Origin of the sequence: Microbulbifer sp. A4B17 (assembly GCF_003076275.1) — a bacterium.
In the GTDB taxonomy this organism is placed as follows: Bacteria; Pseudomonadota; Gammaproteobacteria; order Pseudomonadales; family Cellvibrionaceae; genus Microbulbifer.
The window spans coordinates 3,995,233-4,014,567 of the sequence record NZ_CP029064.1; the positions used below are offsets into that span (position 1 = coordinate 3,995,233).

The window sequence follows — 19,335 nt, forward strand, 5'->3', positions numbered from 1 at the left end:
ACAGTTTAAATTTAAAGGTAGCGTTGCCAAAACTCTGCTTGACCCAGCTCTTCATCCAGCGTGTATGGCTTAAATCCTGTCTTAAGGTAAGCAGCTTGGGCAGTATAATTTTTTTGCAGGACTTCCAGGGTGAGTTTGCAACATCCCCTGCTTTTAGCTTCTTTTGCGAGGAAGTCCATCATTGCGGTACACACACCCAGCCCCCGAGCAGATTCACTGACAATAACATCGTGAATATTAATCAAGGGCTTACATAAAAACGTAGAAAACCCAGTAAAACAGTTAACAAGTCCAACCGCACTTTGATCTTGATAGGCGAGGATACTAAAAGCCCCGGGGAAACCCCTCAATGCCGGAAGCAAGCCAGATCGACAGTTATCGCTTAAGGGTTCGCCCCCACCAAACGGATGTTGGGCATATTCATCCATCAGAGCCAAAATATCATCTGCATGGCGCAGGTCGTCATAACTCGCCAAACCAATCTTTAATTCGGTACCAATTTCACAGTCTGGTAAAGCCATAAATCTCTATATCCCACCTAAAAATCACTTCAAAAGATTACCCAGTGATGCCAGTTCGAAAAATTAATTCAAGCCACCGATGTACCGGACACATTACTCAATAAATGCACCAGGGGGAAATATCCGATTCACTCAACTGTTTCAATATCAACCCGCTGTGCATCCTCCCCTGAGCCAGTCTTATCGTCGTTCAGGAAGTACTGTAAATAACTGCGCAAGCGGGTTCTTCTAGCCAACAATTGGCGCACCCTGAGTCGATGGCGGCCAGCCGTCTTGGAATGCCGGGAGACCCTTTGCCTCCTGCCGGGAATGGAGCTTTTTTTTCTTCCCATAGTCCTTAAATCCTTTTTAGACCCAGTATGGGCTGGTGGTCACACTTTAGCTTAGACTACCTATACTTGGCGCGCACGAACAAAGCCGCTATCCTGCTTCCTTAATGTCCAAATGGTCACATCAGGATACAACTGCATTGCACCCGCTAAATCATTTATTAAAAAATAACCAACAATGGTCCGAGGCTACCCGTCAAGACGAGCCTGACTTTTTTCTCAAGTTATCTGAACAGCAAACCCCTGAATACCTGTGGATTGGCTGTGCCGATAGTCGTGTTCCCGCCAACGAAATAGTCGGCCTACTTCCCGGCGAGCTGTTTGTACACCGAAACGTCGCCAATGTGGTTGTACACACAGATCTCAACTGCCTGTCGGTTCTGCAATACGCCGTAGAAATATTAAAGGTAAAGCATATTATCGTCTGTGGTCATTATGGTTGTGGCGGTGTTCAAGCAGCCCTGAACAATGATCAGCTGGGCCTGATCGATAACTGGCTGCGACATATCCAGGATGTCAGAGATAAACATCACACCTTGATCGACCTTTTTCAACAGCAACAGCGCACAGACCTGCTCTGCGAGTTGAATGTACTAGAGCAGGTCATACACGTTTGCCAGACAACCATAGTTCGAGATGCATGGCGTTCCGGCCAGGAGCTCACCGTGAATGGATGGGTATATGGCCTTAAAGATGGTCTGGTGCACGATTTAGGCATTTCAATCAAACACCCCGGGGAAATTGCTGATGTTTATCAAGGCGCCCTAAGCAAAATCGCCCAGCACAGCGACGACTAATACAACCTAGCCACAACCCTTATCGTTTTTACCACTATAAATGGGAAAGACCCGGTAATTTTGGCTTCCGGGCCAACCCTGTTTGGTGGAGAAACATGTCGGTTTACAAAAAGTGGCAATGCCAGAACTGCGGCTGGATTTATGACGAGTCCAAAGGTTGGCCTGAGGATGGCATTGCTCCAGGTACTCGCTGGGAAGATATACCTGACGACTGGTACTGCCCACAGTGTGGTGCAGCCAAGCAGGATTTCTCCATGCTGGAGATCTGCGGCGATACCACTGGAGAGAATCCAGAAAAAAGCGCTGGTTTTCGGATCTGGGAGTGTATGGTTTGCGGCTGGACGTATAACGAGGCCGAAGGGTATCCACAGGATGGCATTGCGCCTGGAACTCGCTGGGAGGACATACCAGACGACTGGAGCTGCCCACAGTGTGGCGTTAGTAAGCAAGAATTCGATATGGTTCTGGTGGGACAAGCCCCCACCAAACCGCTTTCTTCTGCCAGCCAACAAAGCAACACTACCACTGCAGCGTCGTTGGTAATTATTGGGACAGGGCTGGCCGGGTATAATCTTGCGCGGGAATTTCGCAAGCTTGCCCCCCGGTCTCCCCTTCTATTAATCACCGCCGATGATGGAGCCTTTTACTCCAAACCTCTACTGTCAGCCTCTTTCTCCCACGGCAAGACAGCACAGAAACTCAGCACTTCCAGTGCCGAAGAGATGGCCCGGGAACTGGACGCGGAGATTCTGGTACACACACGGGTAATACATATAGATCGCCCCAAAAAAATACTGACGATTCAGCAGGATGGCACAGAGCATGTTTCCAAGGTTCACTATGGGCAGCTGGTGCTGGCAACCGGAGCCAAATGCCGGAAGCTTCCCCACTATGAAGGCGACGCCCAAGCGCATATTTTCCGTATCAATAACCTCAGGGACTACCACCGCTTTCGCACTGCCATGATAGGCCGCAAACGCATATTGCTCTTGGGTGCAGGTTTGATCGGCTGTGAATTTGCCAATGATCTGATACAGGCCGGCTTTGAAGTGGACCTGGTTGATCAGGAGAAATGGCCGCTGGCAACACTGTTACCGGAAATCGCCGGCCGCGATCTCCAGAGCGCCCTGGAGGGTTATGGCGTGCGCTTTCACGGGGATACATCACTGACCCGTATAGAAAAATCGGGTGCCAGTTTCAAAGCCCAATTGGACAATGGAGAAGTGATAAAAACTGATATCGTTCTCGCCGCATTGGGACTTGAAGCCAATACAGGTTTGGCGAACATGGCCGGCTTATCTGTGCAAAGAGGAATTGCAGTGGATAGGAACCTGCAAACAAGTGATCCCTCTGTTTACGCTCTCGGCGACTGTGCAGAAATCGACGGCCACCAATTGCTCTTTGTCGCCCCTCTTATCGCTTGCGCGAAGAGCCTGGCACAAACCTTATCTGGCAACCCTAGCCAAGTTAATTTTGGCGTAATCCCGGTAGCCGTTAAAACGACCCTGCATCCAACTACCATTTGCCCTCCTCGCCCGGGCGCTGAGGGTGCTTGGCAAATCAGTAGAGAAAAGTCTGGCGTTTGCGCCGAATTTCGCAACAGCAGGGGTGATTTGCTCGGTTTTGCACTCACCGGAAATGCGATTGCCCACAGGGAAAGACTCAGCCAGGAGTGTCAACCAATAATGAATAACCAGTCAACAAACAATCGATAATCGTATTTGTTTCAACAATGACTCGAGGTAAAGCGCGCAAATCCTTCTCATTTGCCTTAAAATGGCCGCCCTTTACAGTTTTGGTACAAGTAGCCTTAGTATGACGACAGAGAATAGCCGTACGATTTCCCCATCACCCGAGCGAAGCCGGCTGCTGCGGGACACCCTCGGCCACTTTGCTACTGGTGTGACTGTCATTACCACTCAGGATGCCAACAGCCAACCAGCCGGCATGACGGCCAACAGCTTTAATTCTGTCTCCCTGGACCCTGCCCTGGTTTTATGGAGTATCGACAAGCAGTCCATGGGCTATAAGGCATTTACCACTCAAGAGCACTTTGCCGTGCATATCCTGCGAGCAGACCAGCAACATGTCTCCAACCTCTTTGCCGGTCGAGGGGCAGACAAATTCGGACAGGTCAACTGGTATGAAGGCCCCAACGGGATACCCCGTCTTGACGAATGTGCAGCCTACTTCCACTGTCGTCGCGCGCAATGTATTGATGCGGGTGATCACACAATACTTTTAGGAGAGGTTCTGGAATTTGCCGCCTTTGGCGGTGAACCTCTGGTTTTCCACCAAGGGTGTTATCGGGCCCTGGCTGGAGACTAACGGCAAAGTTTCCAAGCTAGCACTTCTTCCCATAGGCTATAAGAATTAATTTTTAATGCCAATTAATCACTATTTGGCAGAAACTTTGGTGTTGCTTTAGTGGCCTCGTAATAATTCAAGGGCAGTCTGCAACAAACCGTGAGAATGGACTGATAAGCCATGACTTCAGCTACGCTCTTCTGTTTCGCCCACCGGGGCTATCAGCAGCGAGCCAGTGAAAACACCCTCCAAGCGATCGGGCATGCGTTGGAACTCAACGTAGGAGGCATCGAAATTGATGTATGGAATATCGGCGGGCAACTCCTGGTCAAGCACGACCGGCGACTTGGGCGCCTGATTGCAGGCTCTGAGCTAATCACTGAAATGCGCCCAGAGGCACTGAAAGAGAGGCCTCTACCTTGCGGAAACAAGGTTCCCACATTGCGGGAAGTTCTCCAGCTGGTGGGAAATAATGTCCAGCTCAATATCGAACTAAAAGGGCCCAATTGCGCGGGCCTTCTCGCGGAAGAAATTCACACTTTTACCAAGGATACTGGTGCAAGCTACGAGCAATACATCGTTTCCTCTTTCGATCACCGACAGCTCTACCAGTGCTTGCAATTAGTTCCACAAGTCCGCCGCGGTGTTCTGGTTTCCGGCGTTCCGCTCGATCTTGCCGCCTGCTCCGCGCCCTTAAAAGCCTACTCATTACATACGAATGTAGATTTTGTAAATGCAGATTTAATAGCTGACGCAAAACAGCGCGGACTTAAAAACTATGTATTTACGGTCAACGACCCCAACGACCTGATACTGCTGGCGGCTCAAGGGGTCGATGGAGTTTTCACCGATGAACCCCAGATCGTTTTAGATTTCAATGCCCGCGCTGAATTCACAAAAACTGGCTCTTAGGAAATAGCTAAAAGCCCGTCAAAGTTAATCCAGAACATCAGGAAGCTGGCACGGGGGGCAGCGCTACTGTTGTGGATTGGAGTGTAAATCAAGGATAGTACCGGCCTCTCAGATACTATCCTTGCACCAGACTAACTAAAAATCCGCGCTCGCACGTAAATACCAATAACCACCATTAAATCCAAACGGCGATGTGAGGGCATGGCGCACTCCGAGATATCGAAGGGTTGGCTCCTGTTCATCATCAGGCATAACGTCAAAAATATTCTCCCCCCCGAACGACAATTTGTAATTTTCATATAGAGTAAAAGTCGCTTCGATATCTACGAGAATTTCACTGCTATAACTGTAGGTATCACTGGCATCACCTGCACCAAACAATCCACCCGTAGACTCCCAGCTGCCATAGCGGTTAAAACGCAAATACCCGTTAAAAAAACCGCCGGTGTCGAGATCTAAGGTTAAAGTCGTCCTATCGTTGGGAACCTGATTCTCAAGATCAAATACTCTTGAAGCATTGATCGTATTTGCAGCAACACTGGTTACCTCCTGGCGATTATGATTGTGACGCAAGTCCACCACCAATAGACTCTCAAAAATCTCAAAATCACTGGTAATTGCCAAGTCCACACCGGACACTTCAGAGTCATAAGCATTGACGAAATAATTCGCATTACTGCCGTTGAGCAATGCTGCATTTTCTATACCGGCATTTTGCAGCAGAACTACTTCATCATCCCCAATGGCATTGTTGCGCAGGGCCAGTCGATCTTCGATATCGATGTTGTAGTAATCAATTGTCACACTGGTATTGTCTATTGGAGCGAAAACCGCGCCCAATGTAAAACTGGTGGACTCTTCAGGCTCTAACTCAACGGCTCCCAGGGCTGAAGCTACTGGATGCGCTACAGGATAGGTACCATTGGGAATCAGGTTGCCACTGGAGTCCGTCGTAGTGGTAACGTTCAAGGTGTTAACCTGGCCTGGAGTAGGAGCCCTAAACCCGGTATTCATTGTCGCTCGAAGTGCCAGCTGCTCATTTACATCATATCGAGCTGACAACTTCCAATCCGATGTCGAGCCAAATTCATCATACTCCTCTAAACGCAGGGCAGCTCCCAAGGTCAGTGCGTCAGTGACATCGGCTTCAAGATCAATGTAAGCCGCGATACTCTCACTGCTGAAACTGCCTACCGCCTCAACCGGGAACCCCTGGAAACCATCTGAACCCAGACCAAAATACGCCGCTGTTGGACCTACTGCGATAGATGCCGCATCCCCCCGACTAATTGAATAGGTCTCTTCGCGCCATTCAGCTCCAAATGCAAGGTTTAGCGCGGACGCAAAAGCCATAACATCAATGGGATAGACAAAATCTGCATTGAGGCTGGATTCTTCCTGCGTCAGACTGCCCGGCTTGAAAGAAGTAGGGGACAGTAAACCCAAGCTTGGGTTTATTGAATTTTTCAGGACATAGTCCACTTCATTTTCAGCCAAGCGTCCACGCAGATCCCACGACAGGCCACTGGCAAACTCCCCGCGCGCGCCCACTACAGCAGCGATATCATAAATGTCTGCGCCAAATTCAGGGTTATAGCCGCCGGGAAACTGGGTATAAATTGGGTTGCGCAACACGTAGCCACTGTCGCTGGTTGAATCTGCCACCAGATAGTCCGAGGGGTTGAGGCCCTGTGCCAAAATAGAATCCACTAAGGATTGAGGGGCCGGGTCGGGAATGTAGTCAATACTACCTGGGTCCAGGGGGTCATTTGGGCTGTCTACTTGCAGAGTACCTCTCGCTGTGAATTGATACTCAGGATCGAGTACCGGGCCACGATAAAAGAAGTCTGAAATCGTCTCATTTTCTGAATACCCCAGATTTCCATAAAGTTCCAGCGAGTCAGAAATTTCCAGGCCACTGTTAATGAAAAATTTTAGGGACTCTACATCGGGATCACCCCACCTCTGTCCCAGACCATCCAGGGGCACCAGATTGTCGCCGACGACTGATCCTACAAATTCAGCGTCCGGCCGTGCTTCACCGCGCCAGGTTTTATCAGCTTGGGAAAACTCCACAGTACCGTTAACAAATCCGGCCTCACCCACAGCAAACCCTGCATTCGCGGCAAGACTCATCCTGGTCCCATCCCCTTCAAAATACTCCCCGGTCTGGGCAGACAAGCTGAATCCCTCTGCATCATCCTTCAGGATAATATTAATAACGCCCGCAATCGCATCGGAACCGTATTGTGCAGAGGCACCATCCCGTAAGACTTCAACCCGTTCAATAGCCATGGAGGGCAGCGCGGCAAAATCTACAGCTTGAGCCCCCTGATTTACTGTACCCAGGGGAGCGAGCTGCAAATTGACCAGTGCGGAGCGGTGGCGACGTGTCCCATTTACCAATACCAGGGTTTGGTCTGGGGATAAATTGCGTAACGTTACTGGACGGATAAAAGCCGTACCATCTGCAATAGGATATCTCTGCGTGTTAAATGACGGGGCAATTTTTGCTAAAGACTCAGTGAGATCAAAACTCGCCTGGTCAGCAATATCTTCTCCACCAACAACATCTATCGGAGAAAGTGTCTCAGTGGGAGATACACCCTCTTTGCGTGTACCTGTAGTTATAACTTCTTCCATTGTTTGGTCGGCCGTATTGGGTGCTCTCTCCTCCCTATCTTCAGCAACAGCCTGTCCACCGGAATTTAAAATAACAGCGGCTACTGCCAGTGACAAAGGCCTCAACAAGTAACGCTTCATATTCACCACCCTCTCTTCTCATAATTAACGTCAAACAGAAAATTTTCGAGTAAGCAGAGCAATGCACTCTGGGATCGGCAGTAGTACGGAAGCTAACCCCAATAAAAACCGGCATACTAAAATTCTGTTAATTTGCATCCATGCCAGAATTTAGTGCACGCTTGGGATAGATCTTTTACGCGAATAAATGCCAACTTCCAACAAATCAAAAAATTAATGACGCTTTATTTCTTATGAAAGAAGGGAGTACACGTTCAGCAAAAACCAAAAACTGCCAAACGTGACTTTTTGAAAGGCTGCAATTTAATTGATTAATGCAAATTCATTAAAAAAATGCAACACACAAATTAGAACTGATTATTGAGGCGTATAGGTAACATCAACTTCATAATCTGATCCCAGGCGGCTGTAACCCCGCACCATAAAATAGGCTTCACTTTCACCACTCGGCACGGTTAAAGAGCAACTCTCAGAGCTATCTCCCTCGTAGGGGCGACAGTCGTAATAGCGCCAGGTAGGTGCTGCACCAAAACGAACATACAAATCAGCATCATTGGTGCCTGTCATATCCGCAATAAAATCAGTACCGGGAGTCACACTGAAGGGGCCATAGTGTTCTTCCGAGCCACGGTCAACATTACCACTGAAGGTTTCTGTCTGCTCCTCACCTGGATCGGGGTCGGGGTCGGGGCCCGGATCGTCTCCTATATAGCCCTTAGCCAACTCAGCCACATAGGCAGCCGCAAGTTTTCCGAATTTCACTGCGTGACTGGCATCCCCACCGCTATTAGCAAGGGTGTCACTCGAGGTGTGGATATAAGGATTTGATCCATTAAAAGTCGCTTCAAAAGGGAAAGAAACAGGATAACCCTGGTTGTACCAGGAGGCGTGATCGGAACAAGCATATCCGCAATAAGTCGTTCCGACAGTGAGATCACTCAAATAGGTCTCTGCCAGATCCTCAAGGAAGTTATTTTGATCACTATTGGTGTAATCACCAATAATATAGATATCACTATTTGAACCATAATAATTAGTCATATCCAGTTGCAAAGCACCGATCACATTCTTGTTCTGGGACTTGTAGTCACTAGCGATATCATCTGAGCCACGCAATCCCACTTCCTCGGCGGCGTACCCCATAAAAGCCAATGTTTTATCCGGTTTATAATCTGTGGCTACAATCGCATTAATAACATCCGTCAGTGTTGCGATCCCCGAAGCATCGTCATCTGCCCCCGGCGCTCGGGTGCCCTCCCCCGTTCCAAAACCGACCGTAGAATCCAGGTGTGCCCCCAATACAATAATCTCATCCGGGTCTGTTTGGCCCTGAATCGTCAAAATTACAGAGGGTTGTGCCCAGCTATGGTTATAAAGTTCAACAGAGGCATCACTGCGTGAACCTGTTATCGCCTGCCACTCATCTCTTATCCACTCCGCGCTATCTACACCGGTTGAGGTTGTGTAATAGCGATTGGTAAAATTCGACAAACTTTGAATAGTTGACCGGATATTGGACTCTGAAATCTCGGCCTGAAGAGCATTAACCACATCCGCATTATCAATGGAGTAGGTGACCAAGGTATTCACTGTTGTCGTTAACGATGAAACCTGTGCAGCCTGTGCTTCCTCCAGTGAATCGTGCACCATAAAGCCACCGCAGCGATTGTGGTTTATATGCATCAGTGTCGAGATACTGGAAAGGTTCTTCTCATCAACCTTTAAAATGGTAACTCCATTGCGCTCCTCACCATGAGTCGTCAGTGATTGTTTGGCGACCAGGCTACTATTTGTCTTTAGTGTTTGATAACCATCGCTACCTATAGTTATCCACAGCTCCTCTGCCATGACAGCGCTGGGGATTGCAAGGACCCCAACCAAAGACCTACTAATAATTTTTTTCATTATCTTCTCCACATTGAGTTAGCCCCCTGCGAATTCCTAACATTTCAAAAACACACGCAGGCAATAAACAAACATGCAAGAAGCCTGCACAAACAGCAGTTTTGAATTTCAATAATATTCAAATAACGCAAAAACTATCGAGAATGGAACTTCAGACCTTACCAACAAAAACCCGCAGACAATCCAGAAATATTTTTATTATTCGAATTTTGAAAAACGCAGAGGGAGCAAACAAAACCGGATTGATCAATCCAGCAAAGAAAAACTAGCACATTCAAAAAAATACTAAAACAATTTGGCACCATTCAACATAGGAGCCACAATAAACTTTAAGTGGATCACAAATACACGAAAAACATAGAATATAAAAAAGCTATTAATAGCAAACGGAGCTAGGAATAATTTCTGAACTAAAGGGTTTTTATATCCTTTATTAAAATTGGATCTACAAGAAAATTTTCAAACTGAAACTTACACTGTTTTCACCCAGTCAGGGAGGCCCACTTTTAACCCTTGCCTACTTTGCAGGGCAGCAGCGGCACACAAAACAATCTCATCAGCATATTTTCTGCCCACAATCTGCAATCCAATCGGCAGACCACTCTTTGAAAAACCACAATTGAGTGATATCGCCGGATGCCCGGACAAATTGAAGGGATAGGTATATGGTGTCCAGGAGTACCACATCGAACCGGGATTATTCTCAGGAACATTGACACCTGCAGCAAAGGCCGTAATCGGCAATGTCGGGGTCACCAACAGATCATATTTCAGAAAAAAAAGCTGCAAACGCTCAACAAAGTTATCGCGCCATTTCAGTACATCAAGGTAATCGGGTAAGGATATTTTGTCTGCTTGCTCTGCGACCTCCAATAACTGGGGTTCTACCAGTTGACGCCTAGTGGAATCCATCGCCCTTAAGATACTCGCTATTCCAGCGCAAAACAGACATCCAAAAGCTGCACTGGGGTCATCTATATCAGGATCAACCGCTACAACATCAGCACCCAACTCCTGGAATAGCATGACACTATCAGAAACACTGCGCTCAACGATGGGATCAGGGTTTGCGTAGCCGAGACTGGGGCTATAGGCAATACGTAATTTTTTTATCCCCGCAACCTGTCTGCCCCCTATCGCCGCGAGGAAATCAAATTTACGTCGCGGTATTCCCCGGATATCCCGGTAATCCGGCTCACTGATTACATTCATCATCAGTGCGCAATCCTCCACAGTCGACGCCAGCGGTCCCACATGCATCAAAGAAGAGAAGGTTCCTAATGGCCAGTGGGGAACCTGCCCAAAACTTGGTTTAAATCCCACAACCCCGCAGAAACTGGCTGGAATCCGAATAGATCCGCCGCCGTCGGCTCCCACTGCCAATGGGCTCAGCCCCAGTGATATAGCCACCGCTGCCCCACCGCTGGAGCCTCCCGGAGTTCTATCCCTATCCCATGGATTTCTCGTGATACCATCAATGGCATTATCTGTAACCGCTTTCCAACCAAATTCCGGTAACGTGGTCTTTCCAATTGGAATGTAACCATGGCGTTGCAGCGCAGCGATACAGGGCGCTGCACAACCCAGTGTTGTCTCTGGATCAATCACTTGGGAGCCAAAAACCGTAGGCCACATCGGCGTATAAAAGACATCCTTTACTGCCACCGGTACCCCATCGAGTAATCCTTTCGCAGCATCGAACATATAGCGGCGCTCCGATTCCCGCGCATAGGCGAGGCTCGTCTCTCTATCAACCAGGCAAAAGGCATTAACATGCCTGTTTAATCGCTCAATTTGGTTGAGCAGCTCTTCGGCAACCTCAACCGGTGAAAAAGTTTTCGCCCTATATCCACGCAACAGTTCAAGGGCTGTCATCCCAACGAAATCGTTCATTGGCAAAGAGTTCCAGTTACTGGCCCGCTGACACCTTCAGACTAGCCGTCAGTAGAAAATTACTGGCGCCACCTTCCCTTAAAAAGAGCTGGAGAAATAATTTCACGCAATACAAAAGCTTCAGCTTCCAGTCAGGATCGGGAGAGTAAGCTGTGGTGAATTCACCGATATGGAAAACCGCCGTGAAATTTACTTCTGTAATTGCCCTCCTCTCTCTTTCAGCTTCACTGATCTCAGGATGTGCCACCATGAGTGAAGATGAATGCTATGTCGCAGATTGGCAGGCAATTGGGTATGAAGATGGTGCAGCAGGCCGGGACTTCTCCTATTTAGGTGAGCGCCGCGAGGCCTGTGCCAAGTACGGGGTATCGGTCAATACCAGTGCTTACCGCAATGGGAGAAATGAGGGGCTGGAGCTGTTCTGCACGGAACTACGTGGATTTGACCAAGGGCGTTCTGGCAACAATTACAACGGTGTTTGCCCCACAGATCTCGAAGGGTTATTCCTTCGCGGATACAATTCGGGCCAGGATATTTTTCTTGCCAAATCAGCCGTAGAAGCTCTCGTTTCAGCAATTCACGACCTGGAGCTTGAGAGAGAACATATTCTCGATGATATGACAGAAATCGGCGCACTGTTGGTGGTTGATACAGTCGACAACTCTGAGCGGGTGACACTCCTTGCCGATATCGCCCGCCTCAACGTTAGACATTCAGAGCTGGGGATGGAGATAACAGACTTACAATTCGAACTGATGCAAAGAGAAGCCGAATATCAGGAAGTCCTGGCCCGCTCTCCCTACCTATAGCTCTCCACTGTAAAAACCCACAAGCATCTAAGAATACCTCTGCGGGAATTTGAATCCGTGGAGGTTAATTCCCACTGATATTTATTCCCCTTACCTATCGTCAAAAGCCTACCCCAGATTACGGTAGGAGGAACCTGTTTCACGTACAACAGGTAGGGAAAGCCGTACTACGGCACCAGTTAAAATAAGCTTAGAGAAAAACCTTTCTCCGCTCCCAGAGAAATCCAGTCAATTCTGATCTTTGATCCTGCCCCTCATTGCTTTCACCTTAGAGCGGCGATTTTTTGCTTGTAGACGACGCTCCTTTGCACCACGACTGGGCTTGGTTGCCACGCGAAATTTTGGCTTGAAAGCAGCTTTATCTATCAACTCCTGCAGCCGATCCAAGGCATCCGCACGGTTTTTTTCCTGGGTGCGAAACTTCTGAGCTTTAATGACTACCACTCCATCAGAGGAAATTCGGCGATCTTTTAACTTCAAAAGACCATCCTTAATCCGCTGTGGAAGTGAAGAAGCCATAATGTCGAAACGCAGGTGAATTGCACTAGAAACTTTATTTACATTTTGGCCTCCGGCACCTTGAGCACGTATTGCACTCATTTCGATCTCATCTTGAGGGGCCGACACCCTGCCTTTCTCATGAACCATAAATATTCAAAGCCCGCGCTACATCATTTTACTAAAAGTACAAATTTCAGTGACCATTCTGCTCAAACAGTGTGGCTAATAACCAGACCAGCCATACAGATACAATTCGCCATTGACAGAAATCAAATTATAAAAAATTGGTTCCTATAAAGTGAGAGTATCGAGGGTTAAACCTCATTTACCGGAAAACTCTCGTTAAGTAATATTGCGCCAGCCGAATAAAAGCAATCAAAGCGGCCTTGAAGACCAGCCAAAATAAGCGGAATGATTTGTGACTTATTTTAAAGTTTTAGTCAAATCCGCTAACATTGCTCAGCTTCCTCGAAGTACTGGAGCAAAGAACAATAAAGACTCGCGCCCTGTAGTTTCCTCTGGACTGCTCCCGATGTCTCCGCGGGTGTGAGATTACCGCGACAAGGAGAAAACCATGCAAAATGCCAAGCGTAGCCTCGCAGCGGCCATTGCACTCGCAACAATGACAAGCTCTGCGGCCTTTGCCAAAGACACAGCCTTTTCCCAGGTTATCGCCTTTGGTGACAGCCTGACCGATGTCGGCAACTACGATGTCTTCACAAACGGTGGCGATGATCGTGAAGTAGCCATTAGTCTTTTATCCCAGAATCTGGGCCTGGGTGCCGTAACTCCGTCTTGTGCAGGTATGCAATCTTCCTTCTGCCTACCCACCATAGATCCCACTTTGAGTGAAGAAGAGCTTGAAGCTTCAGTTACAGCTCAAATTGCGGAAGGCATGAGTAATGGCGGCACCGGCTGGGCTGTAGGTGGCCATAAAGCTGCCGACGTGCTGATGAATATTATCGGCCCGGACAACTACGAGGCTTACCTGCAGGCCTATGGTCTGGAGGCTGACCCCAACCGTCATAACCTTCTCAGTGCTCTGATGCCTACTACTGGTGACGACGGTTTAACTCCCAGCTACCCGGACTCCGAGCTCCTGACCCAATTACTGGTACAACAGGCCACCGAAGCCCAATTGGTAGCCCAGGCCGAAGCTGCTCAAGCGGAAGGTGATACGGCAACTTATGACGAGCTGATGGCCCAAGCCGACGCTATGAGCGACGCCATTGATGGGACCTTTGCTGATCTTATCGCCACTACTGGAACCTCCGGTAACCCACACCCTCTGGGAATGGGCTACTTGGAAAGCACTCTCGGAAGTGCTGATCACAACGCTCTTTACTGGGTAAACGGCGGTGGTAACGACCTGCTCAGCGGTTTCGAAGAGGTCGTCGCTGGCACCTCAACTATCGAAGAAGTCACCGCGGACCTCGACGTTGCATCAACGATGCTGGCGAGCGCAGCTGGCGCCCTGTCCGATGCAGGCGCCAATTACATCCTGGTATCCAATGTACCGGATGTTAGCAAGACCCCCGGCGTTTACGCTGCTGCATATGAAGCCGTTTACTCCGGCGACGATGCCGATACTCTGCAAGCCGCAGTTGATGCTGGACTGATGAGCCAGGAAGATGCGGATGCCCAATTGGCCACAGCCTTCGAGGAAGTAATCCTGGAGGCCAGTGCCACATCTGAAACTTTCAACTCAGCACTCTTAGCTAAGGCCAAGGATATTGACGGCGTTCTGATGGTTGACCAGGCAGGTATCCTGAAAGTCGCCCTTAATAACCCGACCATCTTTGGATTATCCTCCTCGGAGGACCAACTGTACTGTTACGATGGCAGTGGCAACGACTGTATTGAGCACACAGTTTATGGCATTAATGGCACCTCCCCCGATGCGGACAAGCTGATCTTCAACGACAGTGTTCACCCCACCCAGATTGGCCAGGAAATCCTCGCTGACTACTACACCGCAATCGTCAATGCTGCTCAGGTTGCCGGCCAGCTACCGGATATCGCAATCCAGGCTACTCGCACCCACACCAACAGCCTCGACGAGAGCCTGGCCAGTGTTCGTTATCGCTCAGCTCAGACTGGCGTTTTCACCGGCAGCTCCCTGGGTAACGTCGACTACGATACCGATTACATCGCCAATATCAGGGGAGACGGCTACGCCAATATTCTCGGCCTGACTTACGCCGTACGCGACAATGCGGAAATCGGTTTTGCAGTGAGCCGCTCCAATATTGATGTGGATAATTCACAGCTCGCTATTGATTCCACCTCAACCAACTACAGCGTATTTGGCCGCATGCACTACGACATTTTCTTTGTCGAAAGTAACGCGACCCTGACCGATGTAGATTACGATGACGTCAGCCGTTCTGTCTCTCTGGGCGACACTTATAACGGTAACCTGACCGGGAATACCTCTGGCGAGAACTTGTCCTTAGGTATTACTGCCGGTGCAAACCTGCTCAATAGCGAAACCTTCCAGTTCGGCCCATTTGTAAGCTTTACCAAGGTAACTACGGATGTAGACGGCTACACCGAAGACGCTATCGAAGGCTTCACGTATACCGACCTGAGCGGTAATGAGCTCGACCCTCTGGGTATGCACTACGGTGATCAGGAACGCCGCCTGAGAAATATGCGTTTTGGTGCCTTCGCTAATAAGAACTGGGATACCATTAATGCCTATGCAGAAATCTGGTACGAAGACACTAACGGTACCGAAGAAGACACTATTGAAGTGGGCGTGAAGTCCATGGAAGGCAATATGAGCGCTATGCCTAGCTATGCCAGTGTCGACGAAGGCATCTTCAATGGTGGTATGGGCATGATTGCCGGTATTCGCTGGCAGGCGGCTGACGCTATCGCAGTTAGCGCAACTGTCGCTTCCCGCCCAACGACTGAATCTGCTTCCGTCAATTTGACTTACCGCTTCTAAGTGGTAACTGTGCCCCCTGCCGGGGGCACAGTCCCCTCCCTCTCTGTATCTAAGATTTTCCACTTCCCAAAACCTTCCCTCACCGGTGAAGCCGAAAAAATAGGGGCTATCCAAATGCTCGGGTTGGAAACTGCCAACCTGATTATTCAAGAGTTAAATGAAGACCGGGATGCCAGGTTAATGCTGGCACTGCTTAACGATTCGGATTTTCTACAAAATATTGGCGATCGCGGCGTTCGGTCTGAAGACGATGCACGCAACTACCTCCTGAACGGTCCTATCGCCATGTATCGAACACATGGCTTTGGTATGTATAAAGTTTCCATGAAAAATGGAACTGCAATAGGCATCTGCGGGTTGGTTAAGCGTGCGGGGCTCGATGGCGTGGATATTGGTTTTGCTTTATTGCCCGATTTTCGCGGCCTAGGCTTTGCTTTGGAATCTGCGCAAGCTGTAATGGAATATGCCAAGAATGAGCTGGGACTACAGAGAATCCTCGCTATTACACAGCCGGAAAATACACCGTCTATTCGATTGCTGGAGAAGCTCGGCTTAAACCGCGAGTCAAATGTTGTCCTGCCTGGTGAGACTGAGGTTCTGGATCTGATGGTCTGGCACAAAGAGGCAGCAGAAATAAATAACTAGAAAGAATATAAATTACTCATAAATACACTTATTGCGATAAATAGTGCGACTGAATATCAATTACAAAAATACCCCACGGGTTCTATGGTTTTTTCGTTGACATGTAACTAAGCTGAGCTAGTCTCCAACTTACCAGTAAGGAGAGGACTGCCATGATTATCGCAACAGATATGCCAGAAGTCAGTCGATGTGCCGCCAGCCAATGCGCCTATAACTCCAATGATGCCTGCCACGCCAGAGCAATTACTATTGGTGACGGTGCAGATCCCGACTGTGACACTTTCTTCACAAACTCCCGCCACACAAACAGTTCCCGCACCGCCGGTGTCGGTGCCTGCAAAATGGAAGACTGTAAATTTAATGATGATTTCGAGTGCTCAGCAGATAGCATTCAAGTTGGGTTGAGAGGAAAATCCCAGCACTGCCAGAGCTATACGCACTAATTGCATACCAAGAATCCAATAAAAAAGCCCGGCTCAATCTTTGCCGGGCTTTTTTGTTACAGCTGGAGGATATTAACTGACGGGCTCAAGTGAAGCCTCTTTTGAGCTTTCACTAACTGGGGCTCGTGGCTCCCATACAATCCCTTTGGTATCGACATGCTGATTAAATAGTGGCTGGTAGTGTGCCTCAAGTACCTTGCGCTTGATCTTTAGCGTCGGCGTAAGGAACTCATTGAGGGGTGTCCACTCCTCCTTGGTAATAAAGATAGTTTTAATTCGCTCATGTTGAGGCAACTTATCATTCACTGAAGCCAGCAACTTCTGCAAGTGTTCATTAACTTCCTCGCGGGGTAATTTTTCAGCAGATTCGGAAATAGTCACCAGCATTACCGGCTGGTCCATACCGTGCCCTAATACGCAAAGCTGTGCCAACAATGTCTCATTGCCAAAATAACCTTCAAGACGACTAGGCTGAATAAACTTACCCTTACTGGTTTTAAAGGTTTCTGAAATACGCCCGGTAATATGTACCAGACCGTCCTTATCAATAAATCCCGAATCTCCGGTATGGTAATAACCGTCCTGTATTACCTCTGCGGTTTTTTCCGGTTCGAGATAATATCCCTTCATCAATGAACCGCTCTTAAATAGTATCTCCCCGTCCTCAGAAATCTTAACTTCACATCCATGGTAGGGCTTTCCAACGGTTCCCGGCACAGGATCTTCCCCCGGTGGTGCAAAGCAACCATAAATAAAGTTTTCAGTCATACCGTAACCATCGGCTACCTTCATCCCCATACGGTGGTACCAACGGAGCAGCTCAATAGAAATGGGGGACGCGCCGCTAACCAATATTTCTGCATCATCCAACCCCAGACCATTGCGAACTTTCTTTCTCAACCAGGTGTTGATTCCAGGAATACGCAGCAGTACTTCTTGCAGTGACGGCGGGATTTTTTCATCAATTCCCTCTTTAAACTTGGTCCAGAGTCGGGGAACCGAAAAGAACATCGTAGGCCGCGTACGCTTTAAATCTTCCAGGAAAGTGTCCAAGGATTCGGGGAAATGAATTGGAGTACCAGAATACAAACAATGGAATTCAACCAGTATCCGCTCTGCAGCATGGGCTAAGGGCAAATAGGAAAGAACACGGTCATTTTCATCCATTCCATAGCCGCGAATCATATTTGGTGAGACAAAAACCACCGAAGACCAGCTATGCATAACACCTTTTGGATTACCGGTGGTTCCAGAGGTGTACATAATCGTAAAGGTATCGTCCAAATCGAAGACCGGCTTCTCCTCAAAACGGTCGCTCTCTTTAATTAAGGACTCCAGATCCTTATCACAACGGATCTCGCAACGCTGAATTGCGACGGAAGGCAGTAGGTCAGCAACTTCCTGCAGAGCAGCATTATTATCTGTAGCTCCACAGAAAAGCATCTTTGATTCAGAGTGTTGCAATACATAGGTCATCGAGGAAACAGATTGACCCGGGTAGAGAGGCACGCTGATCATTCCAGCCAGCATGATACCCACGTCCACAATAATCCAATCTGCACAGTTCTTGCCGTGAATAGCGATGCGGTCACCGGGCTCAAACTGGCTACGCAAATACCCAGCTATCCTGCGCGCCCGATCCATTACTTCTCCCCAGGTATAGTCTCTCCACTGCCGCTGCTGCATTTGGCGAAGAAAGACCGTATCAGCCTGCTGTGCCTCCCTCTGGTAAAGAATCTCCAAAGGTTGCAGGCCTTTCACCTTCTCGTACTTTTCTTCCGGGGTCATCGCTAGTCCTCTCTGATTATTGTGTTTTTTTAATTATGAGTAGTGTCGTTCACCCGGGCAGATTGCACCAATATGCAGCACACCCTGCGCAGAGCTACCAAGATCACTAAGCACTAAAGCCATTAAATAACGACTTTTACCCAGCTTGGCTAGATCAGCCTAATGAATATGGCAGATGAGACACCTAATAAGGCAGAATCTCTGACAATTATTGTTTTACCTTAAGTTACTGAAGATCGGCTATTAGTGCAATTATTGTTATCAACTGGGAAATGCGGATGGCTGGTCACAAATAATCAGCATCTTTGTTGCCTAATTGGGACATTAAGCCTAACAAAATATCCCTTTTATCAGAGTTTTATTCACTAGCTGGGCTTATGAAGCTAAAGCATTGTGGTACACAGTGTTACATGAATGTAATTCAAAATTACTTTTTGATTTCTTAAAGAGTTAATCCACACCAATTTCTAAGTTGGTATCAGGGTTACAGAAAAGTAACCCGAGGCAACAAGTTAAAATAAATAGCGACACCCAACTTAAAAAATCTGCAAACTACAACAGCTTCCTTTTAGCAAGAGCGAACATCCAGGCAAAATATAAAAATCAAACACGACAAAAAAATCGTGGAGACTTAAAACCTACCAGAAGAAATAAATACGTTAATTTCAATTTAATTGATAAAATTAATGACTCTTAAATATTGGAAATAACAAGCTCAATACGTTAGAGAGACCAACATTAGTATCTCAACCAAGAATAAATCTACAGG

Annotated in this window: 15 protein-coding genes and 2 pseudogenes; 10 read left to right on the forward strand and 7 right to left on the reverse strand. The window is 48.1% G+C overall.

The window, feature by feature from the left end; translation table 11 throughout:
* Positions 1-11: 11 nt before the first annotated feature.
* Positions 12-521, reverse strand: a complete 510-nt coding sequence (locus tag BTJ40_RS17580; RefSeq protein WP_108734300.1) for a GNAT family N-acetyltransferase — start codon at positions 519-521, stop codon at positions 12-14.
* 128 nt (positions 522-649) lie between these two features.
* Positions 650-853: a hypothetical protein gene (locus BTJ40_RS22385; RefSeq protein ID WP_157954143.1), complete on the reverse strand. Its 204-nt coding sequence runs from the start codon at positions 851-853 to the stop codon at positions 650-652.
* 137 nt (positions 854-990) lie between these two features.
* Here BTJ40_RS22385 and can point away from each other — a divergent pair, with 137 nt between their 5' ends.
* The 6 genes and pseudogenes from can to BTJ40_RS17600 all read left to right on the forward strand — a co-directional run bounded on the left by can (position 991) and on the right by BTJ40_RS17600 (position 4,866).
* Positions 991-1,647 carry a carbonate dehydratase gene (gene can / locus BTJ40_RS17585; protein WP_108735330.1) on the forward strand — a complete coding sequence of 219 codons (657 nt, stop codon included), beginning with the start codon at positions 991-993 and terminating at the stop codon, positions 1,645-1,647.
* A 95-nt stretch (positions 1,648-1,742) separates the two neighbouring features.
* Positions 1,743-1,913: pseudogene (locus BTJ40_RS22845) on the forward strand (rubredoxin); the annotation flags it as partial.
* A 60-nt stretch (positions 1,914-1,973) separates the two neighbouring features.
* Positions 1,974-2,111, forward strand: a pseudogene (locus BTJ40_RS22850) (rubredoxin); the annotation flags it as partial.
* Positions 2,106-3,362 carry an NAD(P)/FAD-dependent oxidoreductase gene (locus tag BTJ40_RS17590; protein WP_238152226.1) on the forward strand — a complete coding sequence of 419 codons (1,257 nt, stop codon included), beginning with the start codon at positions 2,106-2,108 and terminating at the stop codon, positions 3,360-3,362. The pseudogene BTJ40_RS22850 and the gene BTJ40_RS17590, both read left to right, overlap by 6 nt.
* A 100-nt stretch (positions 3,363-3,462) precedes the next feature.
* Positions 3,463-3,975: a flavin reductase family protein gene (locus tag BTJ40_RS17595; protein WP_108735331.1), complete on the forward strand. Its 513-nt coding sequence runs from the start codon at positions 3,463-3,465 to the stop codon at positions 3,973-3,975.
* 159 nt (positions 3,976-4,134) lie between these two features.
* Positions 4,135-4,866 (forward strand): glycerophosphodiester phosphodiesterase, encoded by a 732-nt coding sequence (locus BTJ40_RS17600; RefSeq protein WP_108734302.1) that lies wholly within the window; start codon positions 4,135-4,137, stop codon positions 4,864-4,866.
* Between the two features lie 135 nt (positions 4,867-5,001).
* On the opposite strand, the gene BTJ40_RS17605 is transcribed toward BTJ40_RS17600, so the two are convergent.
* The 3 genes from BTJ40_RS17605 to BTJ40_RS17615 all read right to left on the reverse strand — a co-directional run bounded on the left by BTJ40_RS17605 (position 5,002) and on the right by BTJ40_RS17615 (position 11,427).
* On the reverse strand, positions 5,002-7,629 hold the full coding sequence (locus BTJ40_RS17605; protein ID WP_108734303.1) for a TonB-dependent siderophore receptor: 2,628 nt from the start codon (positions 7,627-7,629) through the stop codon (positions 5,002-5,004).
* Positions 7,630-7,986: 357 nt separating this feature from the next.
* A complete protein-coding gene (locus tag BTJ40_RS17610; protein WP_108734304.1) occupies positions 7,987-9,534 on the reverse strand; it encodes a M28 family peptidase in 1,548 nt (515 codons plus the stop codon).
* 471 nt (positions 9,535-10,005) lie between these two features.
* Complete coding sequence (locus BTJ40_RS17615) at positions 10,006-11,427, reverse strand: amidase (RefSeq protein WP_108734305.1); 1,422 nt, start codon at positions 11,425-11,427, stop codon at positions 10,006-10,008.
* 248 nt (positions 11,428-11,675) lie between these two features.
* Here BTJ40_RS17615 and BTJ40_RS17625 point away from each other — a divergent pair, with 248 nt between their 5' ends.
* Entirely contained in the window at positions 11,676-12,236 is a 561-nt protein-coding gene (locus tag BTJ40_RS17625) for a DUF2799 domain-containing protein (RefSeq protein WP_108734307.1), read from the forward strand.
* Positions 12,237-12,464: 228 nt separating this feature from the next.
* Here BTJ40_RS17625 and arfB read toward each other — a convergent pair whose 3' ends face one another.
* Complete coding sequence (gene arfB, locus BTJ40_RS17630) at positions 12,465-12,884, reverse strand: alternative ribosome rescue aminoacyl-tRNA hydrolase ArfB (RefSeq protein WP_108734308.1); 420 nt, start codon at positions 12,882-12,884, stop codon at positions 12,465-12,467.
* 427 nt (positions 12,885-13,311) lie between these two features.
* Here arfB and BTJ40_RS17635 point away from each other — a divergent pair, with 427 nt between their 5' ends.
* From BTJ40_RS17635 to BTJ40_RS17645, 3 genes are all read left to right on the forward strand, one after another.
* Positions 13,312-15,690, forward strand: a complete 2,379-nt coding sequence (locus tag BTJ40_RS17635; protein WP_108734309.1) for an autotransporter domain-containing protein — start codon at positions 13,312-13,314, stop codon at positions 15,688-15,690.
* 114 nt (positions 15,691-15,804) lie between these two features.
* Complete coding sequence (locus BTJ40_RS17640) at positions 15,805-16,335, forward strand: GNAT family N-acetyltransferase (RefSeq protein ID WP_108735332.1); 531 nt, start codon at positions 15,805-15,807, stop codon at positions 16,333-16,335.
* Between the two features lie 152 nt (positions 16,336-16,487).
* Positions 16,488-16,778 carry a DUF1540 domain-containing protein gene (locus tag BTJ40_RS17645; RefSeq protein ID WP_192879349.1) on the forward strand — a complete coding sequence of 97 codons (291 nt, stop codon included), beginning with the start codon at positions 16,488-16,490 and terminating at the stop codon, positions 16,776-16,778.
* A gap of 72 nt (positions 16,779-16,850) precedes the next feature.
* Here BTJ40_RS17645 and BTJ40_RS17650 read toward each other — a convergent pair whose 3' ends face one another.
* Complete coding sequence (locus BTJ40_RS17650) at positions 16,851-18,566, reverse strand: AMP-binding protein (RefSeq protein WP_108734310.1); 1,716 nt, start codon at positions 18,564-18,566, stop codon at positions 16,851-16,853.
* Positions 18,567-19,335 lie beyond the last annotated feature (769 nt).